Source organism: Acidobacteriota bacterium, assembly GCA_034211275.1.
Classification (GTDB): domain Bacteria; phylum Acidobacteriota; class Thermoanaerobaculia; order Multivoradales; family JAHZIX01; genus JAGQSE01.
In genome coordinates this window covers 1-21,092 of record JAXHTF010000075.1, presented here as the reverse complement: position 1 = coordinate 21,092, position 21,092 = coordinate 1, and the positions used below count along the sequence as shown (strand labels likewise).

At 64.3% G+C, this 21,092-nt stretch carries 21 protein-coding genes; 4 read left to right on the top strand and 17 right to left on the bottom strand.

Annotated features, from left to right (window positions below; translation table 11 throughout):
* The first annotated feature begins 238 nt into the window (after positions 1 to 238).
* Positions 239 to 445 carry a DUF433 domain-containing protein gene (locus tag SX243_13120; protein ID MDY7093906.1) on the top strand — a complete coding sequence of 69 codons (207 nt, stop codon included), beginning with the start codon at positions 239 to 241 and terminating at the stop codon, positions 443 to 445.
* Positions 446 to 1,049: 604 nt separating this feature from the next.
* A complete protein-coding gene (locus tag SX243_13115; protein ID MDY7093905.1) occupies positions 1,050 to 2,204 on the top strand; it encodes an IS4 family transposase in 1,155 nt (384 codons plus the stop codon).
* An 87-nt stretch (positions 2,205 to 2,291) separates the two neighbouring features.
* On the opposite strand, the gene SX243_13110 is transcribed toward SX243_13115, so the two are convergent.
* The 9 genes from SX243_13110 to SX243_13070 form a co-directional block, all read right to left on the bottom strand.
* On the bottom strand, positions 2,292 to 3,269 hold the full coding sequence (locus SX243_13110) for a reverse transcriptase family protein (GenBank protein MDY7093904.1): 978 nt from the start codon (positions 3,267 to 3,269) through the stop codon (positions 2,292 to 2,294).
* 3 nt (positions 3,270 to 3,272) lie between these two features.
* Positions 3,273 to 3,554 (bottom strand): helix-turn-helix transcriptional regulator, encoded by a 282-nt coding sequence (locus SX243_13105; protein ID MDY7093903.1) that lies wholly within the window; start codon positions 3,552 to 3,554, stop codon positions 3,273 to 3,275.
* A 37-nt stretch (positions 3,555 to 3,591) separates the two neighbouring features.
* Complete coding sequence (locus SX243_13100) at positions 3,592 to 3,816, bottom strand: hypothetical protein (GenBank protein ID MDY7093902.1); 225 nt, start codon at positions 3,814 to 3,816, stop codon at positions 3,592 to 3,594.
* Positions 3,817 to 4,363: 547 nt separating this feature from the next.
* A complete protein-coding gene (locus SX243_13095; GenBank protein MDY7093901.1) occupies positions 4,364 to 6,310 on the bottom strand; it encodes an ATP-binding protein in 1,947 nt (648 codons plus the stop codon).
* Positions 6,307 to 7,284 carry a hypothetical protein gene (locus SX243_13090; protein MDY7093900.1) on the bottom strand — a complete coding sequence of 326 codons (978 nt, stop codon included), beginning with the start codon at positions 7,282 to 7,284 and terminating at the stop codon, positions 6,307 to 6,309. Before SX243_13090 ends, SX243_13095 begins: the two co-directional genes overlap by 4 nt.
* On the bottom strand, positions 7,244 to 8,149 hold the full coding sequence (locus SX243_13085) for an ABC transporter ATP-binding protein (protein MDY7093899.1): 906 nt from the start codon (positions 8,147 to 8,149) through the stop codon (positions 7,244 to 7,246). The genes SX243_13090 and SX243_13085 overlap by 41 nt, the downstream gene beginning before the upstream one ends.
* On the bottom strand, positions 8,149 to 9,105 hold the full coding sequence (locus tag SX243_13080; protein ID MDY7093898.1) for an ABC transporter permease: 957 nt from the start codon (positions 9,103 to 9,105) through the stop codon (positions 8,149 to 8,151). The genes SX243_13085 and SX243_13080 overlap by 1 nt, the downstream gene beginning before the upstream one ends.
* 20 nt (positions 9,106 to 9,125) lie before the next feature.
* Positions 9,126 to 10,856, bottom strand: coding sequence for a phosphate ABC transporter substrate-binding/OmpA family protein (locus SX243_13075; protein MDY7093897.1), 1,731 nt, complete (start codon positions 10,854 to 10,856; stop codon positions 9,126 to 9,128).
* A gap of 45 nt (positions 10,857 to 10,901) precedes the next feature.
* Positions 10,902 to 11,669, bottom strand: a complete 768-nt coding sequence (locus tag SX243_13070) for a PspA/IM30 family protein (GenBank protein ID MDY7093896.1) — start codon at positions 11,667 to 11,669, stop codon at positions 10,902 to 10,904.
* Between the two features lie 228 nt (positions 11,670 to 11,897).
* Between SX243_13070 and SX243_13065 the strand changes: the two genes are divergently transcribed.
* Complete coding sequence (locus SX243_13065) at positions 11,898 to 13,190, top strand: MgtC/SapB family protein (GenBank protein ID MDY7093895.1); 1,293 nt, start codon at positions 11,898 to 11,900, stop codon at positions 13,188 to 13,190.
* A gap of 16 nt (positions 13,191 to 13,206) precedes the next feature.
* Here the strand turns inward: SX243_13065 and SX243_13060 are convergent, their stop codons facing one another.
* From SX243_13060 to aroF, 4 genes are all read right to left on the bottom strand, one after another.
* Positions 13,207 to 13,425 carry a hypothetical protein gene (locus tag SX243_13060; protein MDY7093894.1) on the bottom strand — a complete coding sequence of 73 codons (219 nt, stop codon included), beginning with the start codon at positions 13,423 to 13,425 and terminating at the stop codon, positions 13,207 to 13,209.
* Between the two features lie 329 nt (positions 13,426 to 13,754).
* Positions 13,755 to 15,038 (bottom strand): FtsX-like permease family protein, encoded by a 1,284-nt coding sequence (locus SX243_13055; protein ID MDY7093893.1) that lies wholly within the window; start codon positions 15,036 to 15,038, stop codon positions 13,755 to 13,757.
* A gap of 57 nt (positions 15,039 to 15,095) precedes the next feature.
* Complete coding sequence (gene carA / locus SX243_13050) at positions 15,096 to 16,193, bottom strand: glutamine-hydrolyzing carbamoyl-phosphate synthase small subunit (GenBank protein ID MDY7093892.1); 1,098 nt, start codon at positions 16,191 to 16,193, stop codon at positions 15,096 to 15,098.
* A gap of 89 nt (positions 16,194 to 16,282) precedes the next feature.
* Complete coding sequence (aroF, locus tag SX243_13045; GenBank protein ID MDY7093891.1) at positions 16,283 to 17,314, bottom strand: 3-deoxy-7-phosphoheptulonate synthase; 1,032 nt, start codon at positions 17,312 to 17,314, stop codon at positions 16,283 to 16,285.
* Between the two features lie 250 nt (positions 17,315 to 17,564).
* Between aroF and SX243_13040 the strand changes: the two genes are divergently transcribed.
* Complete coding sequence (locus tag SX243_13040; protein MDY7093890.1) at positions 17,565 to 18,359, top strand: hypothetical protein; 795 nt, start codon at positions 17,565 to 17,567, stop codon at positions 18,357 to 18,359.
* A 220-nt stretch (positions 18,360 to 18,579) separates the two neighbouring features.
* Here SX243_13040 and SX243_13035 read toward each other — a convergent pair whose 3' ends face one another.
* From SX243_13035 to SX243_13020, 4 genes are all read right to left on the bottom strand, one after another.
* The gene (locus SX243_13035) at positions 18,580 to 18,936 is read right to left on the bottom strand and encodes a hypothetical protein (GenBank protein ID MDY7093889.1); all 357 of its coding nucleotides are present in this window, start codon (positions 18,934 to 18,936) and stop codon (positions 18,580 to 18,582) included.
* A gap of 17 nt (positions 18,937 to 18,953) precedes the next feature.
* Complete coding sequence (mce, locus tag SX243_13030) at positions 18,954 to 19,358, bottom strand: methylmalonyl-CoA epimerase (GenBank protein MDY7093888.1); 405 nt, start codon at positions 19,356 to 19,358, stop codon at positions 18,954 to 18,956.
* Between the two features lie 9 nt (positions 19,359 to 19,367).
* A complete protein-coding gene (locus SX243_13025) occupies positions 19,368 to 20,552 on the bottom strand; it encodes an acyl-CoA dehydrogenase family protein (GenBank protein ID MDY7093887.1) in 1,185 nt (394 codons plus the stop codon).
* Positions 20,553 to 20,753: 201 nt separating this feature from the next.
* Positions 20,754 to 21,092, bottom strand: a 339-nt coding sequence (locus SX243_13020) for a hypothetical protein (protein ID MDY7093886.1), incomplete at its 5' end; no start/stop codon positions are given.

Genomic DNA, 21,092 nt, shown 5'->3' with positions numbered 1-21,092 from the left:
GCTGGTGAGGAGTGACTGCCGAGTTTCCCCGGATGGGTTGACTTCAGGCACCACTGGATTGAATAGGAGGCATTCACTCCCCAGTCCCGCGTAGATTCCCGCCTTCGCGGGAATGACGAAGGGCCGACGGTGCTGCTCGGGGCCGGAATCTCTCAGTCGTAACCTTTGAGGAACCGCCTCCTTGAGCATCTCGCCTTCTGCCTGCAGCTCCGAGTGCCAGAATCCAGCAGAGACCATCATGAGCCACAATTCCGTCATCCACAGCCACCCCGAAATCTTGGGCGGGACTCCTGTTTTTGTTGGAACGCGCGTCCCCTTCCAAAATCTCATCGACTGCTTGGCGGCCGGTCAGACGCTGGAAGACTTCCTGGAAGACTTCCCCACCGTGACCCGCGAACAGGCTTTGGCTGCGCTAGGAACCATGAGCTCCGGTGATGCTGACTAGCTGGAGGCAGGGTCCAACAAACTTAGATCCCGCAACCCAGCTCTATCCTCGCTTGCCTTGCTTGACGGCCCACCGGGCGCCAGTTATTTTGGTGTCCAGAGAAGCTCTTGAGGCACGCCTGAACCAGCGGGAGGAGACGAGATGGAAGTCATCGAGCCACGGCTGATTGTTTGGGGATCGGTGGCCACAGTGACCTTGCTCCTCGCCGTAGCCGCATTCTTTCTCCTCCGATGGGCCAAAGCCGCTCCCGGCTCCGGTCAGCGACTCCTTGCCCTGGCGATTCTAGTTGGCGCCCTTGGGCTATCCAGTCTTGGAGTTACAGCGCTCGCCGGCCTTTGGGACTCTCCCTCGCTACGGCTAGAGCCGGGGCTAGTGGCTCGGTGGTTGCCGGCAGTGCTGGTTCTTGCTCTTGCGTGCCTCTCTTTTTTACCTCGAGGAAGGGAAAGCTGACTGGAAACCTGATGGGAAAAGATGCTTTTTTTTGACGCCCCTTCCTGATTGCCACTGCTGTCCCACAAACTGAGAAAGGAAAAGCCTGATTCCGTAGTCCCTTGTTACAATGAAGGTGCGAACCAAACCACTGAAAACAAGGGGGAACCAGGCCTTGGCTCATCATTCTACCGTGTTTGCCCAGCTCCTCAAGATCTTTCCTCGACATGAATTCCGAGCTGCCGCTCAGAGGCACCATCGCGGTCGCCGATTGCGGGCCATCAGTCGGTGGGATCAGTTCCTGGCCCTCGTGATGGCGCAGCTGACAGGACGGGTCAGCCTCCGAGACCTCGTCGCAAACTTCAACGCTCAGTCCCACAAGCTCTACCACCTCGGAGCACGACCCATCGCTCGGTCCTCGCTGGCTCGCCTCAACCAACATCAACCGGCGCAGCTCTTCGAAGAGATCTTCCGGCGACTCCTGGCGAGGACACAGGCGAAAGCTCCTGGACATCGTTTCCGGTTCAAGGGCAAGCTGATTTCGCTGGATGCTTCGATGGTCGAGCTGACCGCTTCGCTGTTTCCCTGGGCGCGCTATCAAGCCACCAAGGGCGCGATCAAGCTCCACATCGGACTGGATCACGATGGGCACCTGCCGGTTTTCGTGCGCATCACCGAAGGGCGCGAGCACGAACTGCATTGGGCCAAGAGCCTCCAGCTTCCGGCTGGAAGCGTGGTCGTCTTTGATCGAGGATTCTTCGACTTCGACTTCTTCAACCAACTGAGCCAAAAGGACATCCGCTTCGTGACGCGGCTCAAGCGAGACATCGCCTACACCGTCGTGGAGCGTCGCCCAGTCGTTGCCGGAACGGGCGTGACGTCGGATCAAATTCTTCGATTCAAAGGGAGGAAGGCCCAGCGGCTCGGACTGCAACTGCGAAGAGTTGGCTACCGAGATCCAGAGACCGGCCGCCACTACTACTTCCTTACCAACGCGATGGACTTGGCCGCCTCGACGGTCGCTCAGGTTTACAAGGACCGCTGGCAGATCGAGCTCTTCTTCAAGTGGATCAAGCAGAACCTGAAGATCAAGAGCTTCTTGGGTACGTCTCGCAACGCCGTGCTCTCTCAAATCTGGGTCGCCCTTTCGGTCTATTTACTCATGGCGTATTTGAAGTTTCTGGGCCGCGCCGGCTGGTCGCTCTCTCAACTCTTACGCCTGCTGCAGCTCAATCTCTTCGAGCGGCGAAGCCTCGCCGGCCTGCTCAAACCGCCTGACCGGCCGCCGGACCTACGAAGCGCTCAGCTCGCCCTGGAGATTGGGGCGTGAGTTTGTGGGACAGCAGTGCCTGATTGCCTACCAGGCTAACGCTACACAACCCAGCCCAAGACCTCTGTCTCCCCGGCAGCACTCACGCTAAACCGTTTGGCGGAATTGCCGACGCCAAACCGAGAGCGGCATCCCTCTCCTTCTTTTCTTCTTAGGAGGCACCGATCCGGAGGTTACCTTGTCTAGCTCAACAAGACTATCCAACCGCCCCCTTAACGACTCAGCAGCCTGAGGGTTCGTCTGTGAGAAATGCTGTAGACGCCCTCTAATGCAATCTACCTCCACCTGGAAGAGCTCTGGTGCGCTGCGAAGTGCTTCCAATCCATGAATCTGGGCCCTCAATCGGTCGCGATATAAATGCCCCTTGACAGGCCCTTTTTTGGAATTGACTCGATAACCAGTCACTTCCTGCACTCCGCCTTGAGACATGACCTCAATCTTGTTTCTTCCAACTGCGAACCCAGCCTTCTGTATGAGATCGATGACAGGATTGATGATACCTCGCACCTCATCACCGGAAAACACGAGGTCATCCACATACCTTGTATATGTCAATCCGCTCTCAGCGGCGCATCGGAGAATTGCCCGATCAGTTCCTAAAAGGATAAGATTTGCCAGCGGCATGCTGGTAGAAGCTCCCTGCGGAAGACGTCCCCGCCAGGTCGTCAACTTGGTCAACAAGCTCGCCACGTCAGGACTGCATCCCAAGCGAACAAGCGCTCTATATACCTGCTTATGAGTAACATTCGGGAAATATTTCCTGATGTCGATCCTTAGGACTTCTCTCTTCCCAAGATGGACACTGGCATTCGCAAGAGGTGACCGACCACGAATACCGCCAAAGAGATGGTCTGGATAGCGTAGGTCCCGGAGAAAGGCTCGATAAACAGCCTTTTGCACCTCAGAAAGTGGTTCTATCGGGCAGTCAATCAAACGCGGCTTTCTGCCGCTCTTATCCTGAAACGGAGAGTAGTAACCACCCGTCTTTCCAGCAAGAGCTTTTAGCTCTGCAACGCTCAGCCCGATAGAGTAGCTCAGATCTCTCCTTGACTCGATATTTAGCATAATTCACTCAACATCCAACAACAAGCCGAGTAATTGCTCTGGTATCTCGGCAAGGCCTTCTATTTCCTTATCAAGAACTTCTGGCTCAGCAGAAAGGAACACCATAAGATACAAAGGAACCTCAAGAACCTCGGAGAGCTGCTGGAATACTTCAAGGCTTGGCATCCTCCCTCCGGATTCTATGAGAGAAAGATGACTCGCTGAGATACCGGCACCTTCAGCTAAGGCCTGCTGGCTCAGATGCCGCAAACGCCTAACTCTCTTTATTGTCGAACCGTAGCTCATAGGGAATGACAAATACCTGATCTACCTTCGCAACGCACTACCATGGCCATACGCGAGATACACTGACAAAGATTTTCGACACCGCTTCAACAGCACGTACAATGACTGTGAAATCGACCACGGTGTTCTTGTCTTGCTCCCGCAGTTCCTCGATAGCCCTTTCTAGGGCATCGCGTCGCGACTGGCTAAGACTGGGCTCTGCTGCCATCTTCTCGAGTTGAACGATAACAGCAGAAAGGCTTGACGACTTATGATGTTTCATAAGCTCTCCTTTCTTTGCACCCCGGAACTTCATGCTCCGGCGCCCAATCCGATGCGCAATTACCGTGGGTGTACCCAGTCTGCCGGTAGATTCAGGTCTGCCCGTTGACGAAACGCCCAAAAAATGGAAACTGGAAAGCTTATTGCCAGTAAGGAAGCCTAAAGTGATTAGGCTCCCTAAAGCGCAGACCGATTCGCCTAGCCTCGCTTACACGCAATCATTACGCTTGCTCAGATTTAGGCTGTGAGTTTCACAGGTCCACGCTCAGACCGGCCATCCCCCAGCCTTACCAGGCCGCGAGACAAGCTAGTCCCAGGTGCTTCGCCACCGACTCTACCCGTGGAGGGTGGGCCGGAAGGGACAACTCTTAGAGAGAGTTGCTACGCACTGGCCTTGCAGTGCGCTTCAGGACAGAACTCAAGAGCTCTGCTTAAGGCAAGATCAATTGCCCTTCATAGCTATGCACATCGAAGAAAGGAGTTGTCAAAGACCCTCTAACGCCGGAATCCGGCGACAAGAAATATCCTAGGGCATACTTTGCTCTAAGTCAAGTCTCCCCCACCCGCACCCGCAACTCCGCAATCCTCCGATTCACCTCCCCCAACGACAGGTCGCGGTATCTCGGGGGGAGGAAGCGGTGGTCGGTGCATTCTTTGACGGCTAGGAGGTCCATGAGCTCCAGGCGGTCGATGTGGGCGGAGGGGCGGAAGTCGGCGATGACTTCTTCGATGATGGTGGGGAGGGTGCGGGAGTCGTCGTCGGAGCGGGATTCGTAGAGGCGGAGGGCGCGGACGAGGATGCCTTCCATCTCGTTGCCGCCGATTTGGGGATTGTCCGGGAGGAAGGGGAGCTCCTCCGCGGTGAGGTCGAGACCCGTTTTGCGGGCCATGGCGTAGAAGAGGTCGTGGCGGCTTTCCGGGTCCTGGGGCGGGAAAAGGGGGATGTGGACATCCAGGCGACCTTGGCGCTTGAGGTCGACTTCCACCAGGTCCGGGCGGCTGGTGGCGAAAATCCATAGGATCTTGCCGCGGTTGGTGGTGTCGCTCATCTCCCGGGCGAGCATGCCGTAGACCCGTCCGGAGACGCCGCCGTCGCCGGTGCCGGAGTCGCGGCGGCCGGTGACCTGGTCGGCCTCGTCGACGAAGACGATGACCTGCCCGAGGGCGTGGAGGATGGAGAAGATCTTCTCCAGGTTGCCCTCCGTGGCGCCGACCCACTTGTCGCGGAAATTCTTCAACTCCACCACCGGCACCCCTACCTCCCCCGCCAGACAGGTCACCAAGAAGGTCTTGCCGGTGCCGATGCGGCCGGCGATGAGGTAGCCCATGGGGAGGGCGCGGACGGCGCCGCGGCGGAGGAGTTGGGCGTCCTGGCGCAGCCAGGCCTTGGCTTCCTGATGGCCGGCGACGGCGTCGAGGGTTCGTCTCGATTCCACGAATTCGACCAGACCACCGGCTTGCTTCTCGATCAACTCCTTGCGCAGCTGGGCGATGAACTTGTGGGTCAGGCGCTGCTCGTTGCGCAGGGCGCGGAGGATGAGGGCGCGGACGTTGACTCTCGAAAGGCCTACCAGGCGCGCGGCCAGCTGCTCCCGGGGTAGGTCGGAGAGGCGGTCGAAAGCCTTGTCGCCGGCGGTGAGGTCGTGGACGTAGCTGACCAGCTCCTCCGCCGTGGGCAAGCGGACCTGGATCTTGGCGTTGTAGGGGCTCTCCACCAGGGTTTGGTTGAGGGTGGCGAGAGTGTCGGTGATCAGTACCGTGGCCACGAAGGCGCCGAGGATCGCCGGGTCGCTGGCCCATTCCAGGAGCTGGATCAGCACCTGGCTGCGCTCGCCGGCGAGCTGTACGGCGTCGGCCCGGGGAGCGATGAAGTGGGCGTACTCCAGCACCACCGCCACCTTGAGGGGCGCCGGGACGCGGCGGCCGGCGGAGTCGATGCGGGTGAGGCTTTGGCTGCCGCGAAGGAAACGGTGGATGAGCTCCAGGGCGCGGGGGGCGTCCCGGGGAAGCAAGTTGGCAAGATCGAGGGAGTCGCCGATCTCGGCGCCGTCGGGGAGCTTGGCCCAGTTGGTGCCCTGGAAGGCGTCGAAGGCCTCCAAGTACTTATAGAAGTGAGGCCCGCCCTTCTTCACCCGCAGGCCGCGGCCGCGGTCGTAGTGCAGCACCACGTCAAAGGGCTCGAACATCACCTCGGTGAGGAATCGCGGCAGGGAGACGTAGCGCTGAGCGCCGGCTCGTGCTGCTGCGGGAGCCTCGGCTGAGGCTCGAGCTGGGCTCGACCCTCCGGAGCCCTCGGACGGGCTGGCGGAGCCGCCCCCGAGCTCGAGCTCGGGGGTGCCGGCAGCGACCTCGGAGGCGGAGGCGGGGGTGGGGCCGCCGGGGGCTGGGCCGGCGGGGACGACGTCGTGGATGCTGCCGTAGAGAATGAATTGGCTGGTACTGCCGGCGCGGAAGCGCTGGCGCATCTCCTCCGCCCAGGGGAGCAGAGAGCTCATCCTTCGGTCTCCTTCTTGGGCGGATCGGGAATCTCGCTCACCGACGGCAGCTCCGGCCCGTCGGCGGCAAGGGGATCGGCGGCGAGGGGATCGGTCTCCAGGCCGCTCAGGCCACCGAAGATCTCCGAGTGCTGCTCCATCCAGCGATTGGTCTCATTGAGGGTGACGCTCACCGAATCGAGGCGGTCGGAGAGCACCTCGGGACGATTGGTGAGGGCCGCTTCCTCGCGGATCAGCTCCACCTGGCGCTCGATGCGCTCGAGCTCGGCGTCGACGATGCGGCGGCTCTGCTCCGCCCGCTCCAGGTTCTCGAGACGCTTCTGCTGAATCTCCAGGGTGCCCCGCATGGAGCGCTGGAGGGGCGAGTCCTCGGCGGTGTCTTCGAGCTTCTTTTCGAGCTTCTGGATCTCGCTCTCCACCCGCCGGCGGTCGACGCGGCGGAGGGTTTCGTCCACCGCTTCCCGGGAGAGCAGTAGGCGCAGGAAGATCCACACCAGCTGACTGAGGCCACCGGAGCGCACCTCCTGGAGCTTCACCGGGCCGCCGGCATCGTCCAGCCGCAGCGCCGGTTCCGCGATCTCCCGGGCCTGGGTGAGCAGCCGGGCATACCGGCGGCGGGACTCGAGGTTGAGGTTGTCGATGGCCCGCTGCAGGCGCACCTGGGCTTGCTCCTGGCCCGCGGACAGGCGCTCCGCCCGGATCAGTTTTTGGAAGCGCTCGTTGCCCGACAGGGCGAAGAGATAGGCGAGCTCCGCCGCCGCCCCCAGCAGCCAGAAGCCGGGGTTGGCCAGGCCGAGCACCGCGAAGGCTCCCAGGGCCAGCTGGTTGACCGGCATCAGCCCCATGCCGGGGATGGGGATCCGGCGCCAGAAGGCAGCCTTGAGGTAGTCGCCGAAGCCCAGCGGCACGTCCCGGCTCATCAGCTCTCCCGCCTCACTCGTCGCCCGCTCCGGCGTGACTCTCCTCGGTACCATGCTCCGCCTGCAGCTGGTGGAAGGCCTCCACCACCTCGCCGACGGCGGCCTTGAATTGAGGCGTCTGCTGGGCGTCGAGGGGATCGACTCCGTGCACCGGCGGCAGGATGTCTTCGAAGCTGCGACCGATGCGCCCCGGGGCGGGAGTGAAGATCCACAGCCGGTCCCCCAGGTACACCGCCTCGTCCAGGGAGTGGGTGACCACAAAGACGGTGGCGTGGATCTCGTGCCACAGGCTGGTGATGAGGCGCTGCATCTCGAAGCGGGTGGGCTCGTCGAGGGCGGAGAAGGGCTCGTCCATGAGCAGGATGCGCGGCTTCAAGGCCAGGGAGCGGGCGATGGCCACCCGCTGCTGCTGACCGCCGGAGAGCTGGTGGGGGTATTTGTACTCGTGGCCCCCGAGGCCCACTTTCTCGATCCATTCGAGGGCGATGCGGTCCATCTCCTCCCGGGAGAGACCCAGCTCGTCCCGGTTGAGCTCGAGACCGAAGGTGACGTTGCGCAGCACCGTGCGGTTGGGGAAGGAGCTGTATTTCTGGAAAATCATCCCCCGATCCCGGCCCGGGCCGGTGACCCGCTCCCCGCGCACCAGCACCTCGCCAAAAGTAGGAGGGTAGACGTCCGGGAAGCCCTGGATGAGGTTGAGGACCGTGGACTTGCCGCAGCCGGAGGGGCCGACGATGGAGATGAACTCACCGGCCTCGGGGCGGTCCTCGACGCAGAATTCCAGATTCTGAATCGCCGTATAGGCCTTGGGGGTGCCGTAGGCGAAGGTCTTCTCCACCCCGCGGAATTCCACCACCGGCGGGGGCTTGCGGCTAGAAGGTTCGCGAGGATCTGTCGGGGAGGAATTGGGCTCCATCATCAGGTCTCCCGCCGATAGGGGAAGAGGAAGCGCCCCAGGGTGGTCCACAGCTTGTCGGTGATGAAGGCGACGCCGACGATGACCAGCAGCACCAGGTAGATGTGCTCTCGGGGACCGCGGCGCTGGGAGGTGATGATGATGTCACCGAGGCCGCCGTTGATGTCCACCATCTCCGCCAGCAGGATGTAACTCCAGCCGATGCCGAAGCCGAGGCGGAGGGCCTGGAAGATGTCCGGCCAGGCAATGCCCAGCAGCACCTTCTGCACCGCCTGGAACTTGCTCGCCCCGAGGGTGTAGGCGGTTTTGAGGTAGACCTCATCCACCTGATCCACCGCCGACACCACCAGGGGCAGCAGATAGATCAGGAAGGCGAGGGCGAGGAAGAGGATCTTCTGGCGCTCGCCGATGCCGAAGAGGCTGAGGGTCAGGGGCACCAGCGCCGGAATGGGCAGGTAGGCGCCGAGCACCGCCAGCGGGCTGAAGGTGGCCTTGACCTTGGAGAAGGAACCCATCAGCACGCCCAGGGGCAGAGCGATGGCGACCCCGACGGCGAAGCCACCCACCACGCGCCGCAGCGAGATCAGCAGATTGCGGGTGAGAGCGCGGTCGAACCACAGGGATTCGAAGCTCAGCGCCACTTCCCACGGGCTGGGCAGGATGGTGGGGGAGATCCAGCGGTCTTCCGGCCGCGGGCCGGAGGTGGCCCACCACCACAGACCGAGGAGCGCCAGCACCGGCAGGGAGCCCAGCAGCCAGCGCTGCCAGGCGGGCAGGCGCTCGCGAATCCTCAGCCAGCCCAGAACGCCGGCGGTGGTGTCCCGGGCGGCTTCAAAGGCGGGGGCTTCCGGCCCCTTGCCGCCGGCCTCCGCTCCGGAAGGCGCTGCACCGGAGGTAGCGGACTCGACGGGCTCCGGTGACCCGTCGTCCCCCGGCGGGGGGCTCGCCGACTCGGCCATGGGGGCTCCTCCGTCTCCGCCTACTGCGCTTCCGGCGGATAGACGGAGACCTCCACGCGCCGGTTGAGGGCATGGTTGTCGGGATCGTCCGGATCCGCCGGCTCGTTCCAGCCCGCGCCCTCGACGACGAATTTATTCGGGTCGAAACCGAACTCTTCGATCAACGCGTCGCGCACGGATTGAGCGCGGTCCGTCGACAGGGTCTGGACGTCCTCGAAGCGCACGCCCTGACCGCGCATGGAGGCGTCGGTGTGTCCCACCACGGCGATGGTGGCGCGCTCGTACTGCCCCGCCAGACGGCCCACCTGCTCGAGGGTGGCGTTGACGTTGGGATCGTAGAGGGTGTCCGCCAGCGGGTTGCCGAATTCGTCCCGCGCCGGCTCGTAGAGATTGGCGGAGTTGGGGAAGAAGTTGATGCGGATGGTCTGGGTGAGGATCGGCGCCTCGGCCCGTACCCGGGTGTAGGTGGTGGGGGCGAAGGCGGTCTTGTACTCGTCCTTTTGCTGGGCGAAGAGGCCGTCTTCCTCGATGCCCTGGAGCACCGAGAAGTCCATCACCTCGTCGAAGCGCACCGGGGTGTCGATGAGCCCCAGCTCGCGGTAGACGAAGGTGATGTTCTTCCACGTGCGTTCGAAGTTGGCCGGGTTGTTCTGGTTGAGGAAGAAGCCCTTGTTCTCCGCGAAATTGGTGGAGTGGGCGTCCGCCTCCATGGCCTGCACCTCGTCCACGGCGAAGCCGTAGCCCTCCGCCATCCACTGGAAGGCCTGGGCCTTGGCGGTGGCGTCCTCGAGCTGCTCCATGCCCTTGAAGATGCCCTCCACCAGGCCGCGGACGATCTCCGGGTGGTCCTTGGCGAAGTCCGCCCGGGCGGCCCAAACGTCGGCGATGAGCTTGTTGGCCTCGGCGGTGGTGGTGAGGATGCGGGTGCCCTCGACGCGCTCCGGGATGTTGTAGATGTCCGGCGCCCAGGAGACACAGGCGTCGATGCTCTTGTCGGAGACGAAGGCGGCGGCGGCCTCGAAGGCGGTGGAGGTGAAGCGGTGGTTGACCTCGCCGGGCTGGATGCCGGCGTTGAGCAACAGGTTGTTGATGAAGTATTGGGACGGGCTGTTCTGGGCGTAGACGACGGTCTTGCCCTTGAGATCCTGGACGTTCTCGATATCGCCGCGGACGACGACGCCGTCACCGCCGTTGGACCAGTCGATCTGCTGGAAGATGCGCGGCGCGGTGCGCGAGTCGCGCATCAGCTCCGGCGCCATCAGCACCATCATGTCGAGGGTGCCCCAGAGGATGTGGCTCTCGCCGGAGGCGAAGGCGTCCCGCGCCACCACCGGATCGTCGATGAGCTTGAGGTTCACCTTGAAGCCATAGTCGCGGTAGAAGATGCTGTCCTCGTTGGGAGCGAAGCCATGGTTGGCGGCGACGATGGGCAGCCAGCCGATCCAAACGTTGATGGGAAATTGAACGACCTTCTCGTTCTCGTCCCAGGAGTAACCGGAGACGCCCTGCACCGCCGGCAGACGCTCGGCGGGCACGTAGGTGTACTCGTTGACGGTGGTGATGCCGGCGGTGTCCGGCGCCTCGTAACGCCCCACCTCGTCGCGGAATTTGTCCAGATCGACATCCCCGGCGCCCTTGCCCTCAGGGGCGATGAGGTCGCGGAAGAAGAACACCGCGCCGCCCAGCAGCGCGAGGACGATGACGGCGATGACTAGCTTTCCAAGGCCCGTGGGGCCGACTTTCTCCGACATGACGGTTCTCCTTCACCGGCGCGCGAGCGCCCGTTGCTGACTAGCTTAGCTTTCCTCTTCGACGGCGGGCCCCATATCCTTGACCTGGGGAGCGGCCTCGGTGCCCGGCGCCGCGGTCGCCGCTTCCGGTGCCGGCATGTCGAGGCCGTAGGCAGCGGCGAACTCGCTGAGGGCCTGATCCGCCAGCGCCTCCTGCTCCGCCTCCATCAGCTCCACTTCCGTGGTGTCGACGGAGGAAGAGGCGACCCGGGCGCGGCCGGCGGCCTGATCCCGGCGCTCGCTGATGTACTCCTCCACCCGTGCCAGGGTATCCCCGGAGCCGCCGATGGAGGTGATCATGCCCTGAGCCATCTCCTGCAGCTCGGCCTGGGCCTCCATCATCTCCGCCTCGGAGATCATGCGCTTGAGCTTCTCGATCTTGGCCTCGGCCTCGCGCACGGAAACGTCCCGAGCCTTGACCAGCTTTTTGAAGGTGACCTCCGCCGCTTCCAGCTGCTGGCTGTTCTCCTCCAGCTGGGCCTTGACCGTCTTGAGCTGCAGGGCGTATTGCCCCGCCGCCTTCTGGTGCCCCAGCTTGAGGTGCGCGGCGGCCTTGGCCGCCAGCTCTTGCTCATCCTTCTCCAGTTTCTTGACTTGCCGCAGCAGGCGCTCGACGAAGGCGGCATGGTCGGCCAGGTTCTCGTTGAAGCGCGCGATCTGCGACCGGAGATTCTCCTTCTCGGCCTCGATGAGGGCGCGGGGGTTGGCCTTCTCGATTCCGGAGATGAAGAGGCTCAGGAACCCTTTGAACAGGTTCTTGAGGCGTTGGAACATGATCCCGATCCTTTCCAAGGCAGACGGTCTGAAGGTACCTTCACGGTGTGGGTAGGCTCGATGCTCAGCTTGATGCCAGGTTCAATACACGAGTCCCGTCCCACCCTACGAGCGGAGGGGGAGCCGTGTTTCCTGAGTTTGAGGTGACCATAGCAACCGCCTTTGGAAGCTGTCAATCGCGTCTGGCATGGCTGCTGGGCCGATGGGCGACAGCGCTATGATCATCCCATGGAGCCCCACGAGATGACCCTCAGCGCGATTTTCGCAGATCTGGGCTTGGCCCTCGGGCTGGGACTGTTGGTGGGATTGCAGCGGGAGCGAGCGGACGCCGCCATGGCGGGGATCCGCACCTTCCCGGTGACCACCATCCTCGGCACCCTCACCGCCTACCTGGCCCAGGACTTCGGTGGCTGGTTGCTGGCGGTGGGTCTGCTGGCGGTGGCGGCCCTGGCGATTCTCGGCAGCCTGGAGGAACACCGCCAGCGTCCTCAGGACCCGGGCCTGACCACCGAGCTCTCGCTCCTCCTCATGTTCGCCGTCGGCGCCTATCTGGTGGTGGGGGAAACGGCGGTGGCCATCGTCATCGCTGGCGGGCTGGCGGTGCTGCTGCAGCTCAAGGCGCCGATGCACGCGTTGGTGGACCGCATTGGCGACGAGGACTTCAAAGCCATCACCCAATTCGTCCTCATCTCGTTGGTGATCCTGCCGGTCTTGCCGAATCGCACCTACGGCCCCTTCGACGTCCTCAACCCACGGCAGATCTGGCTCATGGTGGTGCTCATCGTGGGCATCGGGCTCGGCGGCTATATCGCGTACAAGATCTTCGGCCAGCGGGCCGGCAGCGTGCTGGCAGGGGTGCTGGGAGGAGTCATTTCCAGCACCGCCACCACCCTGAGCTACAGCCGCAGCAGCCATCCGGAGTCGGCGGCAACGAACGGTGAGGAAGAGAAGGGATCCGCGACGGTGGTGGGCCTGGCGGCGCTGGTCATCACCATCGCCTCCACCGTCGCGTTCTGCCGCGTGCTGGTGGAGATCGCGGTGGTCGCACCGGGCTCCCTGGCGGCGCTGGCCCCACCGCTGCTGGCGATGCTGGCGGTGATGACCCTGATCTCCTTCGCCGCCTGGCATTTGGGCAGCAGCGCCAGCGGCGAGATGCCCGAGCAAGGCAACCCTTCGCAGCTGCGCTCGGCGTTGATCTTCGGTGGTCTCTACGCGGTGATCCTGCTGGCGGTGGCGGCGGCCCAGGAGTATCTGGGCGAATCCGGGCTCTACGTCGTGGCGGTGCTCTCCGGGCTGACCGACGTCGACGCCATCACCCTCTCCACCGCCCAGATGATCAGCGGTGGCAAGCTGGCGGTGGAGACCGGCTGGCGGGTCATCCTGCTGGCTGCCCTGGCCAACCTGGCCTTCAAGCTCGGGCTGGTGGCGGCGCTGGGCAGCCGGCCCCTGCTGCGGCGGGTGGCGATGCTCTGGTCCGGCGCCGGGGTTGCGGGAGCGCTGATCCTCTGGCTCTGGCCCTGACGGCGGCTGATCACACTTACGGTTTTTCTTCCCATCCGTCAGCGGGCTCGTGACCGGAACAACTCCGCACCGGCAAGGGCGGATAGCGGGGGAAGCGGGAGTCGTCCTCGGACTTCCGGCAGTAGACGAAAACGCTCCGCCGATTGGACAGCAGCCGCAGATGGCGGCAGCTGGCGCACAGGCCAGCGCGGGGCAAAAGGCGGCGGCGGTCTTCGTCGGTGATGGCCTTGTCCATGGTTTCGTGACGAAGAAATTTGTCTTAGAAAGCCCTATCTAGGCGAGTTTCCGGCCGAAATGGGAAGATTTCTACAAAAAAAGCGGTTGGAGGCCAATCGAAAATAGGCTACAATCCGTATATATCAATAAGACTGCCTTGCGGCAGTTGACCTACCGGGGCTCCCCCAGCGGCATTCGTCGCCGGAATTGGAGCACCGCGACGGCTTGCGCCGTCCATGTCTTTGACCCTACCGCGGTACCTAGCCGCACCGAGCATTTCAAAATCGGGCGGGCCGTTCTTGACGGCCCGTTCCCCCTTGCCTGCTCTTTACTCTCTCAACCTCAGCATCACTCGTAGCGCAAAGCCTGGGTGGGATCGATGCGCGTCGCCCGCCAGGCGGGAAAGGCGCAGGTCACCAGGTTCACCGCCAAGGCAAAGGTGACGATGAGCAAGACGTCGGTGAGCCGGACCTCGAAGCGCACCGCGTTGATGAAGTAGATGGCGGCGACCTCGGCGTCAAAGCGGATCACCTCGAAGGTGTCGAGGAACCAGGCGGCGGCGCAACCCACCAGTACGCCGGCGGCCACTCCCAGGGCCCCCAGCAGCCCGCCGTAGAGCACGAAGCTGCGCCACAGCACCCGCCTCTGCAGCCCCAACGCCTGGAGCACGCCCAGATCCCGCATGCGCTCGCGCACCGCCACCATCAGAGTGGAGGCGACGTGGAAGGTGGAGACCACCACGATCAACCCCAGCACCAGGAAGAGGAAGAGCTTCTGCAGCCGCAGGGCGTTGAACAGCGGCCGGTTGAGCTCCAACCAGTTGGTCACCATATACCCCTGGTCCAGCACCTTCTCCACCGCCGTCGCCACCTCTCCGGCCTGCTCCAGCGAGCGGGGCTCGATCTCATACATGGCGGCGCCGCGGTCGGGGCCGAAGAGGCGCACGGCAAGGGGACGGCGGATCAGCAACCAGGCGCCGTCGAATTCCGCCAGGCCGCTGGCGAAGGTGCCGGTGCAGCGCACGCTCTGGTAGCGGAAGCGCGGGCGGCCGTCGGAGAAGCCCACCGCCACCAGGCGCAGCACATCACCGGGAGCAACGCCGAGCACCTTGGCCAGCTCCACTCCCAGCACCGCTCCCGGCAAACCATCCTCCGCCACCGCCAGCTGCTCCTCGGTAGCTCCCAAGGGACCGGCGCCATCGCCCGGAGAGCCCCTTCCCGGGGAGCTGGCATCGATGCCGCGCACCGTCACCTCCAGGCCCTCCGGGTTGGCGGAGCTGGTGAGCACTCCCTGCCCCAGCACCACCGCCTGTACCCGCGCCACTTCCGGCAGGCCGCGCAGGGCTTCGACGGTGGCGGCGGGAGCTTCGTCGCTGCCCAACCCCACGGGAATCGCCAGCACCGCTCCGCCACCGCCGCTGAGCTTGCGCTCCAGCTCCGCCTGATAGCCGGTCATCAGGGCCATGGCGATGATCAGCGCCGTGACGCCGAGGGCGGTGGCGGCGAAGGCGACCCGGGCGGTGCCGGAGAGCAGGCGGCTGCGCTGACCGCGTAGGAAGCGCCAGGCGAGCTCCCAGGCCAGAGGCCGTCGTAGAGGTAGGGAGCCCTCCGGCGGCGTAGGACCCGCGGTCATGGAGCCGCCCTCATGAGCAGGCCCTTCACGAGAGCAGGCCCTTCACGAGAAGAGTCTTCAGCGGCCGGCGCGGCGGCCGACGGTGGAGAGGAAATGGTCGAAGAGAGGCGCGGCGTCGTTGGGTCCGGGAGCCGCTTCCGGGTGGTATTGCACCGAGAACACCGGCTTGCCGTCCACCACGAAGGCTTCGAGAGTGCCGTCGTTGAGGTTGATCTCGGTGGCCCGCACCGAAGCCGGCAGCGAGTCCGGATCCACCGCGAAGCCGTGATTCTGGCTGGTGATGGTGACCTTGCCGGTCTCCTCGTCCCGCACCGGCTGATTGCCGCCGTGGTGGCCGAACTTCATCTTGAAGGTCTTGGCCCCCAAGGATAGACCGAGGAGCTGGTGCCCCAAGCAAATGCCGAAAACCGGCACCCCGGAATGGGCCAACTCCGCCACGTTCTCCACGATACCGGTCAGGGGCTCCGGGTCGCCGGGGCCGTTGGAGAGAACGATGCCATCGACCCCCAACGCCAGGCATTCGGAAGCGGGAGTACGCGCCGGAAGGACCGTCGAACGGACTCCCCGACGAGCTAGACAGCGCAGGATGTTCTGCTTGACCCCAAAATCGTAAACCGCCAGCCGCAGCCCCTCGCTGCCCTCCGGAACCACCTCGTAGGGCTCGCTGCAGGTGACCTCGTCCACCAGAGCGCGACCGGTCATGGGCGCCAGCTCCCGGACTTCTTTGAGCAGCGCCTCGACCTCGAAGCGCTCGCTGGTGATCACTCCCCGCAGGGCTCCGTGGATGCGCAGGCGCCGCACCAGGGCGCGGGTGTCGATGCCCGCCAGTCCGGGCACGCCGCCCTCGCTGAGATAGTCCGCCAGGCCCCCGTCGCCGTCGGGATGGGCGGTGAAGCGGCGGCCGACGAAGCCCTCGGCCCAGATCCGCCGCGACTCGTCGAAGTCCGGGTCGGTACCGTAGTTGCCCATGTGGGGCTGGGTCATGACCACGATCTGACCGCGATAGGAGGGATCGGTGAGGATCTCCTGGTACCCGGTCATGGAGGTGTTGAAGACCACCTCCCCGAAGCTCGTCCCCGGAGCCACCGAAGTGCCCTCGTAGACCGTCCCATCCTCCAGCACCAGAAGGGCTGGCTCGAGGTTGTCAAATTTCATGCTTTGGGGTTCCCAAGGTCGTAGGTCTTATGGCCGTTGGGAGGGGATGCTACCCCAGCACCGGGGGAGGCGCTACCCTGTGGTGGGTCTCAACCCCCAGCATAGACCGGCAGCCGGCGATTCATCACTTCCGCCAGGCGGCGGACTTCGATCATCAGCTGGTCGAATTGATCCGGCAGCAGCGCCTGCTTGCCGTCGGACATGGCCTTCTCGGGCTCGTTGTGGACCTCCACCATCAATCCGTCGGCGCCTACCGCCACCGAAGCGCGGGCCAGCGGCAGTACCTTGCGGCGCACGCCGGTACCGTGGCTGGGGTCGGCGATGATGGGCAGATGGCTAATGTTCTGCACCGCCGGGATGGAGGAAAGGTCGAGGGTGTTGCGCGTGTGGTCGGCGAAAGTGCGCACCCCGCGTTCGCAGAGCAGCACGTTGGGGTTGCCCTGGTCGAGGATGTACTCCGCCGCCAGCAGGAACTCGGTGATGGTGGCAGCCATGCCGCGCTTCAAGAGGATCGGCAAGCCGGTGCGGCCGGCGCGGCGCAGGAGGGTGAAGTTCTGCATGTTGCGGGCGCCGATTTGAATCATGTCGCTGTGCTCCGCCACCGCGTCCAGGACGTCGATGTCGGTAGCCTCGGTGACCACCGGCAGACCGGTCTCCTCGCGCACCCGGGCGAGGATCTCCAAGCCCTCGACCCCCAGGCCCTGGAAGCTGTAGGGGCTGGTGCGCGGCTTGTAGGCACCGCCGCGCAACAGCTGAGCGCCGGCGGCCTGCACCCGGCGGGCGATGGTCAGGGTCTGCTCATAGCTCTCCACCGAGCACGGCCCGGCGATGACCACGAAATTGGAGCCGCCGACGGCAACGTCGCCGACCTTGAATTCGGTGGGTTCCTGCTTGAATTCCCGTGACACGAGCTTGTACGGATGGCTGACGCGGATCACTTCCAGGACACCGCGCATCTCGGTGAACTGGCCGGATTCGAGGGCCCCCAGGTTACCGGTGATTCCGATGGCGGTACGCTGAGCTCCGGGTATGGGATGCGCCTTGAGACCACGGTCCTCGATGGCATCTACCACCTCCTCGACCTGCTTCGGGGTCGCATCCATCTTCATCACGATGAGCATGATTTTTCTACCTTTCTTCGCCGGCGCTCCCGATGGCAATTCCGAAGCTGCCGAGCGGTATCTTCAGTCCCTTGGCGGCGGACGTTGCCGCTCGGTTTTCCAAGGACGCTCAGCACGTTATGATAGCAGAGCCCTGGCTGCTTCGAGCTTCTAGCTGCTGCGAGCTTTTGGCTGCTGCGAGCTGCTGAGCCGGCCGGTGCCTCGTTCAATCCCGCGGTCCCCGACGACCGCCGCCGAAAGGAGTCCTTCCATGCGCACGGTGCGGATCACCCTCTGGTTCTTACTCGCCTGGCTCGTCACCGCCCCGGCCTTCGCCTACACGATCTATCTCAAGGACGGCTCCCGCATCATCACTCAGAAGAAGTATGAGGTGGTGGACGGGCAGGCAATCCTGCTGCTGCAAAACGGCACCCAGGCTTCCTACGATCTGGATCGAATCGATGTGCCGCGTACTGAAAAGGCCAACAGCGACGGCAATTACGGTAGCGCGATCATCTTCGAGGACGGCAAAGCGGTCGAGAAACCCACCGCGCCGCCGCCCCAGGGTCCCAACAGTCTCTCGGACCTGATCAAATCCCGCAACGCCGGGCTGCGCGGCGAGACCGGCGCCCAACGAGACGGCGTAATCACCGACTCCGGGGGCGAGACCACGGCCCGCACCGCCCCCAACCGGGTCACCGACGAGCCCGGCGCGGAGCCTTCTCCCATGCGCGCCGAGCTGGCCGGCGAGCTGCGTCAATACTTCCGCAGCCGCGGCCTCGACGAGGTGGCGGTCTTCCGCGGCTCCGCCGACGGCAGCGCCCTGGTGCAGGTGAGCACCGCCTCCGAGTCCTCCGTCTTCCGCGCCATCGCCGTCGGCGCCAAGGCGCTCCAAGACATCGGCGAACGCCCGGACGTCGGCCTCCAGAGCCTGGAGCTCGCCATGGCCACCCCCTCCGGCGAGAACGCCGGCCGCATGCGCATCACCCCCGCCATGGCGCAGGAGCTGATCTCGAAGCAGACCGAGGTGACGGACTTCTTCGTGCGGTATGTGCAGTTTGAGTGAGGGACCGCGATCCAGCAGACAGAATTTTCTTGTTCCCACGCTCCAGCGTGGGAACCGATGACATTCAGCTAGGCCCTGACACCCAGGCCCCGCTCCAGCGGGGCGGGTAGATCCTCCCGCGGGGCGTGGACGACAGGCCATCGCCCCCCTCCCCCGACGCTAGAGCGTCTCCCAAGAGCTCCCACGCTGGAGCGTGGGAGCGAGGGGTTGGTGGGCTGGCTCACGACGGCAGCACGCCCCCGTCCGCCTCCGACAGCTCGTCGAGGCTCTCCTCCAGCCCCACGTACTCCTGCACCGAGACTCCCACCCGGCGCAGGAAGCGCTGCTGGTAGCTCTCCACCTCGCCCACCGCTTCGTCGAGATAGATCTTCTCCACCCGAAAGAGCGGCACGAAGACCGTCGCCAGGCCCAGGGTTTGGTCCGTGCGGCGCACCGCCTGGGCCATCCAGTCCTCGAAGCTCTCCACCCCCAGGGCGCGCAGAGTGACGCCGTGGACGGCGAGATCCTGCATCACGCCCCAGAGTTTCTCCGAGGGGTTGATGAGGTGGACGATGACGATGGAGCCGGGCTCGATCACGGCAGCCTGGAAGGCAATCAGCCCTCGACCTTCTCGGAGATCTCCACCAGCACGCCGTCGGCGCTCTTGGGGTGGATGAAGTTCACCAGGCAACCGTCGGCGCCGGGGGTCGCCTGCTCCCGCAGCAGGCGGAAGCCGTTCTGCTGCAGCGACTCCCCTTCCCCGGCGACGTCGTCGGTGGCCAGGCAAAGGTGGTGCAGCCCCGGGCCTCGCTTGGCGAGGAATTTGGCGATGGGGGAATCGTCGGTGGTGGGTTCGAGGAGCTCGATGCGGCTGGCGCCGCAGGGGATGATGGCCACCCGCACACCCTCCCGGGGCACCTCTTCGATGGCCTCCACCTCGAGACCCATCTGCTCATAGATCTTGCGCGCCTCGTCGATGGAGCGCACGGCGATACCCAGGTGGTCGATGCCTTCGATCATGGGGCTGCCTCAATCCTTGAGCAGGTTGCGGGCGATGACCAGGCGCTGGATCTCGCTGGTGCCCTCGCCAATGGTGCAGATCTTGGCGTCGCGGTAGTACTTCTCCGCCCGATAGTCCTTCACGAAGCCGTAGCCTCCGTGGATCTGGACACCGCGCTCGGAGCAGAAGACCGCCACCTCACCGGTGAGGAGCTTGGCCTCGGAGGCCAGCTGGCTCACGGGACGGCCGTGGTCCATGGCCTCGGCGGCGGCGTAGGTCATGATCTCGGCGGCGGCGATGCGGTTGGCCATGTCCGCCAAGTGGAAGCGCACCGCTTGGAAGTCGGCGATGGGCTTGCCGAATTGCTGGCGCTCCTTGGCATAGTCCCGGGCGGTCTCGAAGGCGCCGATGGCAGTGCCCAGCCCCAGGGCGGCGATGGAAATCCGGCCGCCGTCGAGGATCTGCAGCGCCTGAATGAAGCCCTCGCCGCGCTCGCCCAGCAAGTTCTCGTCGGGGACGAAGCAATTCTCCATCACCACCTCGGCGGTGTCGGAGGCGCGGATGCCCAGCTTGTTCTCTTTCTTCCCCGGGCGGAAGCCCTCGGTGCCCTTGTCGATGGCGAAGGCGGAGATGTTGTGGTGGCGGCGCCCTTCGGGATCGGTGACCGCAAAGACCACACAGACGTCGCCCACGGAACCGTGGGTGGTGAAGGTCTTGGCACCGTTGATCACCCAGCCGCCGTCCACCTTCTCGGCCTGGGTCTGGGTGCCGGCGGCGTCGGAGCCGGCGTTGGGCTCGGTGAGGCTCCAGGCGCCGATCTTCTCGCCCTTGGCCAGCGGCGTCACCCAACGGCGGCGCTGCTCCTCGTTGCCGAATTTGAGGATGTGATTCGTGCACAGGGAGTTATGGGCGGCGATGGAGATGCCCACGGAGGGATCGACCTTGGAAAGCTCGGTGATCACCGACACGTAGTCGATGTAGCCGAGGCCGGCACCGCCGTACTCCTCCGGCACGATGATGCCCAAGAAGCCCAGCTCGCCGGCCTTCTTGATCACCTCCATGGGGAAGCGTTGGGCCTCGTCGATCTCGTCGACGATGGGATCCACCTCACCGCGAGCGAAGTCCCGCGCCAGCTCCTGCACGGCCCGCTGCTCTTCATTGAGCGCAAAATTCAAACCGGCGGTCTCTTCCGCCGTCTCTACCATCGTCGTCATGACCTCGATCCTCCAGTGAACAGAAGCGCCCCCGCCCGGCGTGCCTGTTTCAGCAGGCTCCTAGATGAGCTGCGTTGCAAGGGCGTCTGGGAAATCTACAGGGTCCCGCCGAGGGCCGCACAGGCCACTTTCAGCGCTGGACACACCACTAGGCATGGTATCGCGCGGGGTGGAGGGAAGGCAACGGCGGCTCCAGGTCGCTCAGTCCTGCGGGGAAGCTCGCTCCGGGCGTAAATCGAGAGCCACAAGGGACCATTGATCGCGCAGATAGAGAACCCCATCCACCAAGGTGGGAGTCGTCCAGGAGGGCTTGGCCAGGACCTTGGCTCGGGCGAGGACTTGCACACCGTCGGCACCGGGTCGCCCCCAGCTCAGAACGCCGTTCTCGTCCAGCACCAGCAGCTCTTCACCGACCTTCAGCAGCCGGGCCTTGGGGAAACCCCGCTGTCGCCACAGGATCCTGCCGCTGTCGATCTCTACCGCCGCCAGAACCAGGCCCTGACTGCCCACGGCGGAGATCACATGATCACCGCCGTGGGC

Excerpts from the sequence above, each read along its gene's own strand:
- SX243_13120 (MDY7093906.1), top strand. The coding sequence starts at position 239 with ATGAGCCACAATTCCGTCATCCACAGCCACCCCGAAATCTTGGGCGGG.
- SX243_13110 (MDY7093904.1), bottom strand. The coding sequence starts at position 3,269 with ATGCTAAATATCGAGTCAAGGAGAGATCTGAGCTACTCTATCGGGCTG.
- SX243_13105 (MDY7093903.1), bottom strand. The coding sequence starts at position 3,554 with ATGAGCTACGGTTCGACAATAAAGAGAGTTAGGCGTTTGCGGCATCTG.
- SX243_13100 (MDY7093902.1), bottom strand. The coding sequence starts at position 3,816 with ATGAAACATCATAAGTCGTCAAGCCTTTCTGCTGTTATCGTTCAACTC.
- SX243_13095 (MDY7093901.1), bottom strand. The coding sequence starts at position 6,310 with ATGAGCTCTCTGCTCCCCTGGGCGGAGGAGATGCGCCAGCGCTTCCGC.
- SX243_13090 (MDY7093900.1), bottom strand. The coding sequence starts at position 7,284 with ATGGTACCGAGGAGAGTCACGCCGGAGCGGGCGACGAGTGAGGCGGGA.
- SX243_13085 (MDY7093899.1), bottom strand. The coding sequence starts at position 8,149 with ATGATGGAGCCCAATTCCTCCCCGACAGATCCTCGCGAACCTTCTAGC.
- SX243_13080 (MDY7093898.1), bottom strand. The coding sequence starts at position 9,105 with ATGGCCGAGTCGGCGAGCCCCCCGCCGGGGGACGACGGGTCACCGGAG.
- SX243_13075 (MDY7093897.1), bottom strand. The coding sequence starts at position 10,856 with ATGTCGGAGAAAGTCGGCCCCACGGGCCTTGGAAAGCTAGTCATCGCC.
- SX243_13070 (MDY7093896.1), bottom strand. The coding sequence starts at position 11,669 with ATGTTCCAACGCCTCAAGAACCTGTTCAAAGGGTTCCTGAGCCTCTTC.
- SX243_13065 (MDY7093895.1), top strand. The coding sequence starts at position 11,898 with ATGGAGCCCCACGAGATGACCCTCAGCGCGATTTTCGCAGATCTGGGC.
- SX243_13060 (MDY7093894.1), bottom strand. The coding sequence starts at position 13,425 with ATGGACAAGGCCATCACCGACGAAGACCGCCGCCGCCTTTTGCCCCGC.
- SX243_13055 (MDY7093893.1), bottom strand. The coding sequence starts at position 15,038 with ATGACCGCGGGTCCTACGCCGCCGGAGGGCTCCCTACCTCTACGACGG.
- carA (MDY7093892.1), bottom strand. The coding sequence starts at position 16,193 with ATGAAATTTGACAACCTCGAGCCAGCCCTTCTGGTGCTGGAGGATGGG.
- aroF (MDY7093891.1), bottom strand. The coding sequence starts at position 17,314 with ATGCTCATCGTGATGAAGATGGATGCGACCCCGAAGCAGGTCGAGGAG.
- SX243_13040 (MDY7093890.1), top strand. The coding sequence starts at position 17,565 with ATGCGCACGGTGCGGATCACCCTCTGGTTCTTACTCGCCTGGCTCGTC.
- mce (MDY7093888.1), bottom strand. The coding sequence starts at position 19,358 with ATGATCGAAGGCATCGACCACCTGGGTATCGCCGTGCGCTCCATCGAC.
- SX243_13025 (MDY7093887.1), bottom strand. The coding sequence starts at position 20,552 with ATGACGACGATGGTAGAGACGGCGGAAGAGACCGCCGGTTTGAATTTT.